Source organism: Komagataeibacter sp. SM21, assembly GCF_041402665.1.
In the GTDB taxonomy this organism is placed as follows: Bacteria; Pseudomonadota; Alphaproteobacteria; order Acetobacterales; family Acetobacteraceae; genus Komagataeibacter; species Komagataeibacter saccharivorans.
The window spans coordinates 47685-61057 of the sequence record NZ_JBGLOV010000001.1; the positions used below are offsets into that span (position 1 = coordinate 47685).

Consider the following 13373-nt stretch of genomic DNA (forward strand, 5'->3'; position numbering starts at 1 on the left):
TGATACAGGCAGGATGGAAAGATGGCGCATATAGTATTCATAGAGCGTGATGGCACCCGCCGCGAAGTCGCGGCCCCGCTGGGTCTGTCGGTACTGGAAATCGCCCATAAGAACGGGGTCGACCTTGAAGGCGCATGCGAAGGCTCGCTGGCCTGCGCGACCTGCCACGTGGTGGTGGATCCGGAATGGGCCACGAAGCTGACCCCGCCGACCGAGGACGAGGAAGACATGCTCGACCTTGCATTCGGTCTGGAAAAGACATCCCGTCTGGGCTGCCAGATCGTGATGACCGAAGCGCTTGATGGACTGGTCGTGCGCCTGCCGCGCACGTCCTGACGGCTGGACAGGCAGGCGCCGGCCCCGGTGGCCGCGCCCTGTCGTAAATATGATGTTTGACCTGTGGTGCCCGGGGGCTGATAGTCCTGCGGACATTGCTGGCATTTAGGGAAAGTGGAACCGAGCCATGCGCATTCTTGTGGCCATGTCTGGCGGGGTGGACAGTTCTGTCGTTGCCGCACGTCTGGTGGACGAGGGGCATGAAGTGATCGGCGCCACGCTCCAGCTTTACGATTCACGCGAAAGCAGCAAGAAGGGTGCGTGCTGTGCCGGACGCGACATTCACGATGCCCGTCGCGTGGCCGACAGGCTGGGCATCCCCCATTACGTGATCGATGCCGAACGCCGTTTCCATGACAGCGTGATCGGCACTTTCGCAGATGCCTATGCGGCGGGGGAAACCCCGGTTCCCTGCGTTGCGTGCAATCAGGGCGTCAAGTTTACCGATCTGCTGGGCATGGCGCGCGACCTTGGCGTGGATGCCATGGCCACCGGGCATTACGTCCGCCGCGTGGAAGGCCCCGACGGGGTTGAGATGCACCGCCCCGTGGATGCCGGGCGCGACCAGTCATGGTTCCTGTTCGCTACCACGCGCGACCAGCTTGATTTCCTGCGCTTTCCGCTGGGTGACATGCCCGACAAGGCCGCCGTGCGCGCGGAAGCTGAACGTTTCGGGCTTGCCGTCGCCGCCAAGCCAGACAGTCAGGACCTGTGTTTTGTTACCGATGGTTCCTATGCCGGGCTGGTGGAAAAGCTGCGCCCGGACGTGACCGGGGCCGGTGAGATCGTTGACCAGAGCGGCCATGTGGTCGGCCAGCATGAAGGTGTGACCCGCTACACCGTGGGCCAGAGCAAGCGGCTGGGCAATGCGGCGATGCGCGAAGGCGAACGCCAGATGGTGGTGGGCATCCAGCCTGCGACGCGGCGCGTGGTGATCGGCCCGCGCGCGCAGGCCGTCGCCCGCACGCTCATGCTGCGTGACATGAACTGGCTGGTGACCCCGCCGGGGGCGGAAGGCATGCGGTGCGCGGTGCAGATCCGTGCGCGCGAAGCCGCACGCCCCGCCACCGTGTTTCAGGCCGAAGGCAATGGTGCGCGCGTGGAACTGGACGAAGGTGCGGTTCCCGCCCCCGGTCAGGCCTGCGTGATGTATGACGGCAGCAGGGTTCTGGGCGGTGGTTTCATCCGCCGTCACGAAAGCGAAGGAAAATTGGCATCATGAGCGATGGTATTCTGGTCATAGGCACACGCCGGTATTCGTCCTGGTCGCTGCGGGGCTGGCTGGCGGTGCGTCTGGCCGGGCTGGATGTGCGCGAACAGATGATCCCCTTGGCCGATAATGGGGAGACCGCCGCCATCCGCACCATCTCCCCCAACGGCAAGGTGCCGTATCTGGAACACAAGGGCATCGCGGTGTGGGAAAGTCTTGCCATATGCGAATACTGCGCCGAACAGGCGCCGGGCCTGTGGCCTGACGATGCCCGTCAGCGTGCCTATGCCCGCAGTATCGCAGCCGAAATGCATGCCGGGTTCCGCGCCGTGCGCGCCGCCATGCCGATGAATACCGGCCGCGACGGCACGCCGCTTGCCGCAGGCACCACGCAGGATATCGATGCCGATATTTCGCGCATCGACGCGATCTGGACCGAATCCCGGCTGGATTTTGGCAAGGATGGTCCCTTCCTGTTCGGCGGCACGATGGGCATGGCCGATGCCATGTTCGCGCCCATCGTCTCGCGTTTCCTGTCCTATGGCGTCAATCCGTCGCCGGAATCGCGGGCGTATATGGATGCCGTCCGCGCGCATCCGCTGGTTGATGAATGGTACCAGCTTGCGGCGCAGGAACCCAAGGAATGGCGGCAGCCGCGTTTTGAAGGCATTGCCTGATCCATATCGGGACATGATCCGGCCCGCCGCCATTGTCCTGCCCGCGCGCGAGGGATTCAGCGCGGGCGCGGTCGGGGCCATCGGGGGGCAGGTGGCGGCGCTGGCCGTGCCCGGCGATGTGGTTGTCGGCGCGCCGCTAACCGCAGCCTCACTCCTGCCGCGGCATGATTACCGGCCTGTGCGGCCCGGGCTGTGGCCGCCGGGCGGGCGTAGTGTGCGCTATGCCGCTGCGGTAACGCGCGTGGTGCGCGATCTGGGAACGGACGTGATTGAAGTCCATAACCGCCCCGATATCGCCCGCTACATTGCCCGACATTGCCCCCGCCACAGGGTGCTGCTTGTTTTGCATAACGATCCGCAGGGCATGCGCGGGGCCGATACGCCCGCCCTGCGTGGCGACCTGCTGTGCCGTATGACGGTGGCGTGTGTTTCGGACTGGTTGCGCGGGCGGTTTGTCGATGGCGTGCCAGCGCACCACGCGGCGCGGGTTCTCCTTTCCCCCAATGGCGCGGTATTGCCCGCGACGGTGCCCCCCATGGCGGAGCGCGCGCAATGCGTGCTGTTTGCCGGGCGTGTCGTGGCGGACAAGGGGGCGGACCTGTTTGTCGCCGCCTGCGCCGAATTGCGGCGCTCCCATCCGGGCTGGCGCTTTGACATGATCGGTGCCGACCGTTTCCGCGTGGATGCTCCCGCCACTCCGTTCCTGACTGACCTTGCGCCCCGCGCGGATGCGGCGGGTGTGGAAATGACAGGCTACCGACCCCACGCGGCGGTGCTGTCCGCCATGGCGCAGGCTGCCATAGTGGTCGTGCCTAGCCGCTGGCCCGAACCGTTTGGCCTCACCGCGCTGGAAGCCATGGCCGCAGGCGCCGCGCTGGTTGCGGCCCCCACCGGCGGCCTGCCGGAAGTGGTGGGGGATGGCGGTGTCCTGTGCGCACCCGATCCGCCTGCCGACCTTGCGCGGGCGATCGCGTCCCTGATGGATGACCTGCCCGCGCGCCAGGCCCTTGCCGTGCGGGGGCGGGCGAGGGCTGCGCGGTTCAGCATCGAACGCGCCGTGGCCCTGCGTCAGGCGGCCCGCCTTGCCGCCCTGCATCATGGGGCTGGATGAAGGGTTTTTGGCTTTTATGCGCTGCCGGGTATGGGACACGCCGCCGCATGGCCCTATATCTGGACAGATCAAGCTACACGCCACCATGGCGCAGAGTGAAAGACCGGAGGCCACATGTCCGATACCGTTCAGGCGTCGCCCGATGCCGCAGCCCAGAATGCCCTTGTGCCGGTTACGGTGCTGACGGGATTTCTGGGGGCGGGCAAGACGACGCTGCTCAATCATATCCTGACTGCCCAGCACGGTCGCAAATACGCCGTGGTGGTGAACGAGTTCGGTGAACTCGGCGTCGACAACGACCTCGTGGTCGATGCCGACGAGGAAGTGTTCGAGATGAACAACGGCTGCATCTGCTGCACCGTGCGTGGGGACCTGATCCGTATTCTCGGCAACCTCATGAAACGCCGCGCGAAGTTTGACGGCATCATTGTCGAGACCACCGGCCTTGCCGATCCCGCTCCCGTGGCCCAGACATTTTTCGTGGATGAGGACGTTCGCGGCAAGACCCGTCTGGACGCCGTGGTGACGGTGGTTGATGCCTACAACGTCATCCAGACGCTTGAGGAAAGCCCGGAGGCGGTGAACCAGATCGCCTTTGCCGATGTCATCATCCTCAACAAGACCGACCTTGTGGATGAAGTCGCGCTGGCGACCATCGAATCGCGTATCCGCTCGATCAACGCGGTCGCGCGCCTGCACCGCGCGCAGCGTGGCGATGTGCCCCTGTCCGATGTGCTGGATCAGGGTGGTTTCGACCTGCAGCGCGCGCTTGAACACGCCCCGCATTTCCTTGAGGATACCAGCCACTCCCATGAGGCGGACGTGACCTCCATGTCCTTCGAGGTGGAAGAACCGCTCGACGCCGCGCATTTTCAGGCATGGATCGGTGCGCTGCTGCAGGAAAAGGGCGCGGATATCCTGCGCGCCAAGGGCATCCTGAACTATGCGGGCGAAGACCGTCGCTTCGCCTTCCAGGCCGTACACATGATGGCCGATGGTGATTTCATCGGCCCGTGGAAAGCGGGTGAGAAGCCTGTCTCCCGCCTTGTGTTCATCGGGCGTAACCTCAACCGTCCGCAGCTTCGTCGCGGTTTTGAAAGCTGCCGTGCGAAATGAGCGGGACCGTGAACGAAACAATGACGCCGTCCCTGCTGGAGCGGCGGGGAGCAACCCGACAGCTTGAAGGCCAGATCACCGGCTGCGCCATCGCGCGCGACAGCGGGCAGGTCGCCTTTGTCACCGGTGAAGGCGACATCATGGTCGCCAGCCGCCCGGACTGGGGCCGTTCGGATGCGTGGGATGTTACGACCGTTCATGACGGCGCGATCCTTGCCATCGCCCCCGATGCCGCCAGCACCGGCTTCCTGACCGGGGGGGACGACAACGCCCTGCGCCGTGTCGCCGCCGATGGCAGCGTGACCGATCTGGTCAAGGGGCGGCGCTGGATCGAACACATCACCACATGGTGCAACGACAAGGGTGGCGTGATCGCGTTCGCATCGGGCAGGCAGGTCGAACTGCGTGACGCCAGCGGGCAGACGACGCTGAAGGTGCTGGAGCATCCCTCCACCGTCAGCGGGATCGTGTTCGATGCGAAGGGCAAGCGGATCGCGGCCTCGCACTATAACGGCGCATCCATGTGGTTCGTGCAGGCGAAGGTGGACACCGTCCGTCCGCTGGAATGGAAGGGCAGCCATATCGGCATCGCCATCCACCCGGCGGGTGAGGCGCTGGTCACCTCCATGCAGGAATCGGAACTGCATGGATGGCGCCTGTCCGATGGGCATAACATGCGCATGAGCGGCTATCCGTCCAAGGTGCAGTCGATGGCCTTTACCCGGAATGGCAAGTGGCTGGTGACAAGCGGGGCGGATACCATCGTGATGTGGCCGTTCTTCGGTGGTGGCCCGATGGGCAAGCCCCCGACCGAGGCAGGCGGCATCCCCGGTGTCATGTGTACCCGCATCGCCTGCCATCCGGTGCATGACATCGTGGCGGCAGGCTTTGCCGATGGTTCGGTGCTGATGGCCGATACGGGCGCGCAGCGTATCCTGCCGGTCTGTCTTGCGGGTGGTGGCGCGGTGTCGGCGCTGGCCTTCAGCCCCGATGGCTGCGCGCTGGCTTTCGGCACGGAAGACGGACGGGCCGGCGTGGTGGACCTGTCCGCCAGATAGGCGGCGGTCACGGCAATGCCGGAAGGAACGGGACAGCGCATGCGCGTGCTTCATGTCATGGCGGCCCAGGGCAATGGCGGGGCGGAACTGTATTCCACCGATGTCATGCTCAGCCTGCAGGCCGCCGGACTGTCGCAGAAGGCGGTCCTGCATCCCCATGCGCCGCGCGTGGCGGAAATGCGGGCGGCGGAGATGGATGTGGAAACAGCGCCGCTGCGCTTTCCCCTCCGCCTCGGCGCGCGTCTGGCGCTGCGGCGGCTGATTGCGCGCATGCGGCCCGATATCATCCATTGCTGGCTGCGCCGTGCAGCGGAAATCGTGCCCACGGGCACAGGCATCCCGGTCATTGGCTGGTTCGGCAATTACAAGGATCTGCGTCCCTTCGCACATTGCGACTGGTTCGTGGGCTGCACGGCGGACATGGCCCGCTCCATGCGTGAACGGGGGGCACCGGCTGACCGGGTAGCCTATATCCCCACTTTTCCCTCTGTCCGGCCCGAAGCGCCGGTATTGCGTCAGTCGCTGGATACGCCTGCGGATGCGCCGGTACTGCTGGTGCTGTCACGCCTGCATCCCGCCAAGGGGCTTGAAACCCTGCTGGATGCGCTTGCAGCCCTGCCGCGCTGCCATGTCTGGCTGGCGGGGGAGGGCAACCTGCGCGCTGCCCTTATGGCGCAGGCCGAAAGGCTGGGCATTGCCGGTCGGGTTCACTTCCTCGGCTGGCGGTCGGATCGGGGGGCCTTGCTGGCGGCAGCGGATATCTGCGTGCTGCCGTCACGCTATGAACCCTTTGGCACCGTTATCCTTGATGCCTGGTCGGCGGATATACCGCTGGTGGCCTGTGCCGCCGATGGTCCGCGCGCGCATATACGCGACGGCGAAAATGGCATGCTGGTTCCCATTGATGATGTGGGGGCACTGGCCGGTGCCCTACGCCGCGTGCTGGATGACCCGGCACTGGCGGCCCGGATCGTGTCGGGTGGCCGCCGGGATTACGAGGCGCATTTCACCCCGCAGGCCGTCACCGCGCAGTGGCTGGCGCTGTATGACCGCGTGCTGTCAGCGGGGTGCCGGTAACGGCGGCACCGGCGGTGGCGGGCTTGCAACAGGTGGCTTGGGGGCCGACGCCATGCCATCAAGGAATGCTTCCGCCAGTGCGGAATAGAGCGCCTGCGAACAGATCATGCGCGAAACGCCATAGGCCAGAAAGGATGTGGCCAGCAGCGCCAGCGTGACCTGCTGGTTGTCGCACATTTCCATGACGATGACGGATGCGGTCAGCGGGGACTGCACAACGGCGGAAAAATAGGCCACCGTACCCAGCAGCACCACCGCCCCCGGTGTGGTGTGCGGCAGGAACTGCGCCACCCAGCCGCCAAATCCAGCCCCGATGGCCAGTGACGGCGCAAACAGGCCGCCCGGAATGCCGGAACAGTAGGATATGATGGTGGCGATGAATTTCAGGATGAAGAACGACGCGGGGTAGTGGGTCTTCCCCTCGATGATTTCATGCGCCTGGATATAGCCGGTGCCGTAGGTAATCCCGTCCGATGCGATGCCGATGATGGCCAGAACCAGACCACAGCTTGCGGCGAACGCCACCGGACGCCCCTTGGCGAAGCGACCCAGCCCCCCCGGCAGTCCGCGTGTCGCGCGGATCAGGATGGCGGAAAACACTCCCCCCCCAATACCGCCCAGAATGCCGCAGGTCGGCACCGCGATCCAGCTTATGCCCACGGGCACGATCACGTCGGTATGGCCGAAATAGCTGTAATTGCCCACCAGTGCTATCGCGGTCACACCTGACAGGATGACACCCGTGAGCATCGTGCCGCTGGTGCGCTGTTCAAAGGAATGGCTCAGTTCCTCAATGGCGAAGACGATACCCGCCAGCGGGGTGTTGAACGCAGCGGACACGCCGGACGCGCCGCCCGCCAGAATCAGGCCACGGCGCATGCTGACAGTGGACAGGTTCAGCCACCGCCCGCAGGCATGCATGATCGCAGCCCCCACCTGCACGCTTGGCCCTTCACGCCCGATGGAAGCCCCCGCCAGCAGCCCCAGCGAGGTCAGCACGATCTTGCCCGCCGCCACCCGCAGCGCCAGCAGCCGATCGATGATGGCGAAGTTTTCCAGATGCAGGGTCGCAATCGTCTGCGGTATGCCGCTGCCCTGCGCGCCACGGAACCATGTGCGTGTCAGCCATGAGGACAGCGCCAGTCCACCCGGCGTCAGCACCAGCATGATCCACGGATTGATATGGATGATATGCGTGCGCAGCGTGGCCGCCGCGTCCGCCGCCATGGCGAAACCCACGGCCACGAATCCCACCACGACAGCCGCTGCCCAGCAGGCCAGCTTGCGTCGCCACTGTTCGGTGGTGATGCGGGCGGAACGGCGCAGGTGGCGCATGTGCCGCTTGCGTCTTTCGGTCAGGTCGGTGCGCATGAACGGCAATGCACTTTCAGTAACAGCACGGACGGATAAACCGGGTTGGGCAGGCCGGTTGCGGGTGCCGGACCAGTTTTAACGCAGGCCCGGTGGTTATTGCCAGTATTAGTGGCCCCATCATGGCGGGATGGAGACCCCATTCGGGCGGGAGGCTGCCCGTCAGGGCAGGACCAGCACCCCGCTATGCTTGGCCTTGCGTTCGGGTTCGACGTGAATGTTGATCAGCGCATCGCCCAGCCCTTCGCGCAGGCCATCTTCTATCCGGTCGCAGATATGGTGGGCGTTTTCCACGCTCATGGAACCCGGCACGACCAGATGGAATTCGATGAAGGTCATGGCGCCGACAATGCGCGCACGGATGTCGTGGGCTTCCAGCGCGCCAGCGGCGGTATGGGAAATGATGGAGCGGATTTCGCCCAGCGTTTCCGAATTCGGCGCTTCATCCATAAGGCCCGCGATGGAGGTGCGCATCATCTCCCACCCCGTGCGCAGCACATTCACCGCGATCAGTGCCGCCAGCAGCGGGTCCAGCCACAGCCAGCCGGTCAGCGGGATCAGGATGAAGCCCACGATCAGCACGCCGGATGTCGAAACATCCGACAGGACATGATGCCCGCTCGCCACAAGGGCGGGGGAGTGGTGGGCACGGCCCATGCGCAGCAGGAACAGCCCCCACACAAGGTTGAGCAGCCCCGCCCCGCCATTGAGCGAGATGCCCAGCAGGGAATCCTCCGGCCGGTGCATGTGCTGGAATCCGATCCATGCCTCATGCGCGATGGTCACGGCGGTAATGACGACCAGCACGCCTTCCGCCACGGCGGACAGGTATTCGGCCTTGTAATGACCATAGGTGTGGTTGTGATCGGGCGGCAGGCTGGCGACGCGCAGCGCCCATAGCCCGGCCACGGCGGACACCACGTTGATGATTGTCTCGATCGCATCGGAATACAGCGCGATACTGCCGGTGGTGCGCCATGCGGCGTATTTCATGCCCAGCGCGATAAGGCTGACGGCAACGCTGCACCATGCCGCGAGGATCTTGGTATCGGTATTGGCAAACATGCTGGCTGACATACCCCTGCGGTCAGACGGTGTGGGCGCTGGCAAGACTGCACTGGTCGGCATCGTTCAGGGTCTCGATCTGGAAGGTGGGATGCACGATGCCGAAGCGTTCATGCAGTTCGCGCGCGGCCCGGTTCAGCAGGCCGTCGGTCGCCTGACCGTTTTCGGTGGCGGCGCGCACAAGGTGGACGGTCAGCGCCGTCTCGGTGGTGCTGAGTGGCCAGATATGCAGGTCATGCAGGTCGCATACGCCGGGCAGCGTGCGCAGGTAGGTGTCCACCTGCGCGGGATCGATGCCACGCGGCACGCGGTCCAGCGCCATGTCCAGCGAATCGCGCAGCAGCGACCATGTGGCAAGGATGATGGACAGCGACACGACAAGACAGATGACCGGATCAGTCCGCAGCCAGCCGGTCAGCAGGATCAGCCCGCCCCCGGCCACGACCGCAAGCGACATGAGCGCGTCCGATGCCATGTGCATGAACGCGCCGCGCAGGTTGATGTCGTTTTTTCCGCCGCTTGCGAACAGCATCGCGGTCATCCCGTTTACGGCGATGCCGATTCCGGCCACCACCATCACCTCGACACCGGCGACCGGATGCGGATGGATCAGGCGCAGCACCGCTTCCCACATGATGCCGCCGGTCACGACCAGCAGCGCCACGGCATTGCCAAGGGCCGCAAGGATGGAGGACCGGCGCAGCCCGTAAGTGAAATTCGTGCTGGGAGAGCGGCGCGAAAGGATTTCCGCCACCCACGCGGCCCCCAGCGCCAGCACGTCGGACAGGTTGTGCCCCGCATCGGCCAGCAGCGACAGCGCATGGCTGCGCACGCCCCATATGGCTTCGCCCGCTACATAGGCAAGGTTGAGCGTAATCCCCAGCGCGAACGCCCGCCCATAGGACGCGGGCGTATGCACGTGATGGTGGCCAAAGCCCCCGCCATGGCCATGGTCGCACCGGTCATGACCATGATCTCCATGCTCCGCATGACCGGCGTGGCCAGCATGATCGGTATGGTCGTGGTCATGGGAATGGCTGTGTTCGCCATGGTTGTGCTGGCATTCGCCCATGGGGCCGCATCCATTTGTCAGGGAGAACCGGAACTGTCGCCGCCTTCTAGCAGAAGGTTGCGTCGCGTCACCAGCACTTAGCACATTTTGTACGGCCACCCGGCATGATATGGCACCCGTACGGCCCCAACCTGCCATGGAAACGTGACCCGATGATCAGACTGACCCAACTGCGCCTGCCGATCGACCATACACAGGCCGAGCTGAAACAGGCCGCGGCCGCGCGGATGGGCGTGGCGGAGGCGGATATCGGGCAGATCACCGTATTCCGTCGCGGGCATGACGCGCGCAGGCGCGGGCGGATCGTTCTGGTCTACACGCTGGACTGCGCCGTGCGTGACGAAGCCGCCGTTCTGGCCGCCCATGCCGATGCCCGTGACATCATGCCGACGCCGGATACGTCGTACCGTTTTGTCCTGAATGACGGGGCACAGCTTGCCGCCCGCCCCGGCTTCATGCGCCCTGTCGTGATCGGGGCGGGTCCATGCGGGCTTATGGCCGCACTGGTGCTGGCGCAGATGGGGCTGCGGCCACTGGTGCTTGAACGCGGCAAGGCGGTGCGTGAGCGCACGGTCGATACCTTCGCCCTGTGGCGCAAATCCATCCTGACCCCCGAAAGCAACGTGCAGTTTGGCGAAGGGGGGGCGGGCACGTTTTCCGATGGCAAGCTGTACAGTCAGGTCAGCGATCCCCGTCATTACGGGCGCAAGGTGCTGGACGCCTTCGTGCGGGCTGGCGCGCCGGAGGAAATCCTCCACCTTTCGCATCCGCATATCGGCACGTTCCGGCTGGTTTCGATGGTGGAGCATATCCGTGCGGAGATCGGCGCACTGGGCGGGGAATACCGGTTCGGCGCGCATGTCACTGATTTTATTACGGATGATGACGGCGCGGGCGGCCAGCGCCTGACCGCGCTGCGTCTGGCCGATGGGGAGGAGATAGCCGCAAACCACGTCGTGCTGGCCATCGGGCACAGCGCGCGCGACACGTTTACGGCCCTGCATGCGGCAGGGGTGGAGATGGTGGCCAAGCCGTTTTCCATAGGGGTGCGGATCGAACATCCGCAATCGGTCATCAATACCGCCCGTTACGGTCAGCCCGAAACGCCATCCCTGCTGGGAGCCGCCGATTACCGGCTGGTCCACCATGCAACGAACGGGCGGTCGGTCTATTCGTTCTGCATGTGCCCCGGTGGCACGGTCGTCGCCGCCACGTCGGAGGTAGGACAGGTGGTGACTAACGGCATGAGCCAGTATTCCCGCGCCGAACGCAACGCCAATGCGGGCATCGTGGTGGGTGTGACACCCGAACGCGATTATCCGGGCGGTCCGCTGGCGGGCATCGCCTTCCAGCGTGAATGGGAACGTAAGGCGTATGAGGCCGGTGGCGGGCGCTATTTCGCACCCGCGCAGACGGTGGGCGATTTTCTGGATGGCCGGGCATCCACCACGCTGGGTGACGTGGTCCCATCCTACAGGCCCGGCGTGACCCCGTGCGACCTGTCCGCCTGCCTGCCCGATTTCGCGGTTACGGCCATTCGGGAGGCGCTGCCCGCGTTCGAGCGCAAGCTGACCGGCTTTTCCATGCGTGACGCCGTCATGACGGGGGTGGAGACACGCACTTCCTCGCCGCTGCGCATTCCGCGCGGGGCGGATGGACAGGGCGTGAACCTGCGCGGGCTGTTCCCTGCTGGCGAAGGGGCCGGTTATGCGGGCGGCATCCTGTCCGCCGGGATCGATGGCATCCGCATTGCCGAAGCGGTTGCCCTGTCACTGGCCGGTCGTGCGCCGGAAGCGGGTGCGCAGCGTGGCATGACCCACGCGACCGAGGCGCAGTGACGCAACGCCCCATGGGTGAGACAGCGGACTGGGGCCCGCCAGCCCGCTATGCCGGGCTGCACGGTTTCCATCGTTACTGGGGCAAGAAACCGCTGGAGCCATTGCGCGGGCTGGTCGCGCTCCTCAGCCAGCCTGGAGATGTGGTGGCTGATCCGTTCATGGGAACAGGTGCGATCGCGGGGGATGTCGTGCGCGGCGGGCGGCGTTTCGTGGGGGGCGACCTTAACCCGCTGGCGGTACAGCTTGCCCGCTTCCAGCTCGATCCGGGCAGGAAAGGGCATATCCACGCGGCCCTTGACCATCTGGCGCGGGTGACGCGGCCGGAAATAGAACGGACCTACTGCGGCGGGGACGGGCGTATCGCCACCCACCTGCTGTGGAACGGCCCGGAGATCGAGGCGGTATGGCATCGCCCCGCAACCGGGCGCAGGCGGGCGTCGCGCGTGGCACAGGCCCCGGATTACGCCATGATGGCACGCTTCGCCGCCTATTATCCCCATGGCTGGCGGCGGCTGGCGCTGTTCGATAACGGGCGCATCAACGCCAGCGCGGCACTGGACTGGCCGGATCTGTTTACCGGGCGCGCGCTGCATAATATCGACCTGCTGCTGCACGCCATACGGCAGGTGGATGATGCGGCGGTGCGACGCGCGCTTGAACTGACCCTGAGTGCGGGCATCGGCCAGATGTCGCGCATGGTCTGCGCGCTGAAACGCGACGGGCGGGTCGATCCGGGTAGCTGGACCATGGGCTACTGGCGGCCTGCGCGGCATTTTGAATGCAATGTGTGGAACGGCTTCGCCCAGCGTGCCGGTCGCCTGCGCCGGGGACTGGTGGCAGGGGAGGATGCCCGTCCCGTTCCCATGACTGATCTGGGGCATGTCATGAATGGCGGTCCGGCGGCGGTGCTGGCCTGCATGGATGCGGGCGACCTGATTGCGGCCTTGCCTGTCGGGGGCGTGCAACTGTTCCTGACCGACCCGCCGCATGGGGACCGTGTGCCCTATCTTGAACTGAGCGAGATGTGGAACGCCATGCTGGGGCTGGATGTGGCGATGGCGCGGGAAATCGTGGTGTCCAACGCGCGGGGACGGGACAAGAACACGGCGGTTTATGATCGTGCGCTGGGGGCCGTTCTGGCGGGGTGCGCCACGCGGGTCAGGCCGGGTGGCTTTGTGGTGACGGTGTTCAATTCCGCCCGCCGGGGCGACTGGAGTGGCCTTGGGGCACTCGACAGCCAGCCGGGCATGACGCTGCTGGGTGCCGTGCCGCTTGCCTATTCCGCGGGATCACTGGCGCAGGACATGCGCAGGGGCGCGCTACGGGGGGATTATGTGGTGGTCCATGCCCGCGCGCCGGTCGATGTGGACCGCCATGCGGCGTTACGCGCACTGCCCGGCTGGCGGTCTGATCTGGCGCAGCTTCAGGCCGCCGGATAGGGA

General features: G+C 65.5%; 12 protein-coding genes. 9 read left to right on the forward strand and 3 right to left on the reverse strand.

The genetic code is table 11. The annotated features are described in order from the left end of the window. Positions 1 to 21 precede the first annotated feature (21 nt). The 7 genes from ACBR42_RS00210 to ACBR42_RS00240 all read left to right on the forward strand — a co-directional run bounded on the left by ACBR42_RS00210 (position 22) and on the right by ACBR42_RS00240 (position 6585). On the forward strand, positions 22 to 336 hold the full coding sequence (locus ACBR42_RS00210) for a ferredoxin family 2Fe-2S iron-sulfur cluster binding protein (protein ID WP_102324741.1): 315 nt from the start codon (positions 22 to 24) through the stop codon (positions 334 to 336). A gap of 127 nt (positions 337 to 463) precedes the next feature. Continuing rightward, complete coding sequence (gene mnmA / locus ACBR42_RS00215) at positions 464 to 1558, forward strand: tRNA 2-thiouridine(34) synthase MnmA (RefSeq protein WP_102324740.1); 1095 nt, start codon at positions 464 to 466, stop codon at positions 1556 to 1558. Further along, positions 1555 to 2223 carry a glutathione S-transferase family protein gene (locus ACBR42_RS00220; protein WP_371207010.1) on the forward strand — a complete coding sequence of 223 codons (669 nt, stop codon included), beginning with the start codon at positions 1555 to 1557 and terminating at the stop codon, positions 2221 to 2223. Before mnmA ends, ACBR42_RS00220 begins: the two co-directional genes overlap by 4 nt. Before the next feature lie 13 nt (positions 2224 to 2236). Next, positions 2237 to 3334, forward strand: a complete 1098-nt coding sequence (locus ACBR42_RS00225; RefSeq protein WP_371207011.1) for a glycosyltransferase family 4 protein — start codon at positions 2237 to 2239, stop codon at positions 3332 to 3334. 114 nt (positions 3335 to 3448) lie between these two features. Beyond that, positions 3449 to 4450: a GTP-binding protein gene (locus ACBR42_RS00230; RefSeq protein WP_102324737.1), complete on the forward strand. Its 1002-nt coding sequence runs from the start codon at positions 3449 to 3451 to the stop codon at positions 4448 to 4450. Then, the gene (locus ACBR42_RS00235) at positions 4447 to 5508 is read left to right on the forward strand and encodes a WD40 repeat domain-containing protein (RefSeq protein ID WP_102324736.1); all 1062 of its coding nucleotides are present in this window, start codon (positions 4447 to 4449) and stop codon (positions 5506 to 5508) included. Before ACBR42_RS00230 ends, ACBR42_RS00235 begins: the two co-directional genes overlap by 4 nt. 39 nt (positions 5509 to 5547) lie before the next feature. Further along, positions 5548 to 6585, forward strand: a complete 1038-nt coding sequence (locus ACBR42_RS00240; RefSeq protein ID WP_371207012.1) for a glycosyltransferase — start codon at positions 5548 to 5550, stop codon at positions 6583 to 6585. Here the strand turns inward: ACBR42_RS00240 and ACBR42_RS00245 are convergent. The 3 genes from ACBR42_RS00245 to ACBR42_RS00255 form a co-directional block, all read right to left on the reverse strand. Next, positions 6568 to 7920, reverse strand: coding sequence for a chloride channel protein (locus tag ACBR42_RS00245; RefSeq protein WP_118963558.1), 1353 nt, complete (start codon positions 7918 to 7920; stop codon positions 6568 to 6570). The two genes, ACBR42_RS00240 and ACBR42_RS00245, sit on opposite strands and share 18 nt — an antisense overlap. Before the next feature lie 198 nt (positions 7921 to 8118). Continuing rightward, a complete protein-coding gene (locus ACBR42_RS00250; RefSeq protein WP_102324857.1) occupies positions 8119 to 9021 on the reverse strand; it encodes a cation diffusion facilitator family transporter in 903 nt (300 codons plus the stop codon). Positions 9022 to 9043: 22 nt separating this feature from the next. After that, a complete protein-coding gene (locus ACBR42_RS00255; RefSeq protein ID WP_102324734.1) occupies positions 9044 to 10093 on the reverse strand; it encodes a cation diffusion facilitator family transporter in 1050 nt (349 codons plus the stop codon). A 152-nt stretch (positions 10094 to 10245) separates the two neighbouring features. On the opposite strand from ACBR42_RS00255, the gene ACBR42_RS00260 reads away from it, so the two are divergent. After that, positions 10246 to 11931 carry an NAD(P)/FAD-dependent oxidoreductase gene (locus ACBR42_RS00260; protein WP_132305546.1) on the forward strand — a complete coding sequence of 562 codons (1686 nt, stop codon included), beginning with the start codon at positions 10246 to 10248 and terminating at the stop codon, positions 11929 to 11931. Positions 11932 to 11942: 11 nt separating this feature from the next. After that, positions 11943 to 13370 (forward strand): DNA methyltransferase, encoded by a 1428-nt coding sequence (locus tag ACBR42_RS00265; RefSeq protein WP_371207013.1) that lies wholly within the window; start codon positions 11943 to 11945, stop codon positions 13368 to 13370. Positions 13371 to 13373 lie beyond the last annotated feature (3 nt).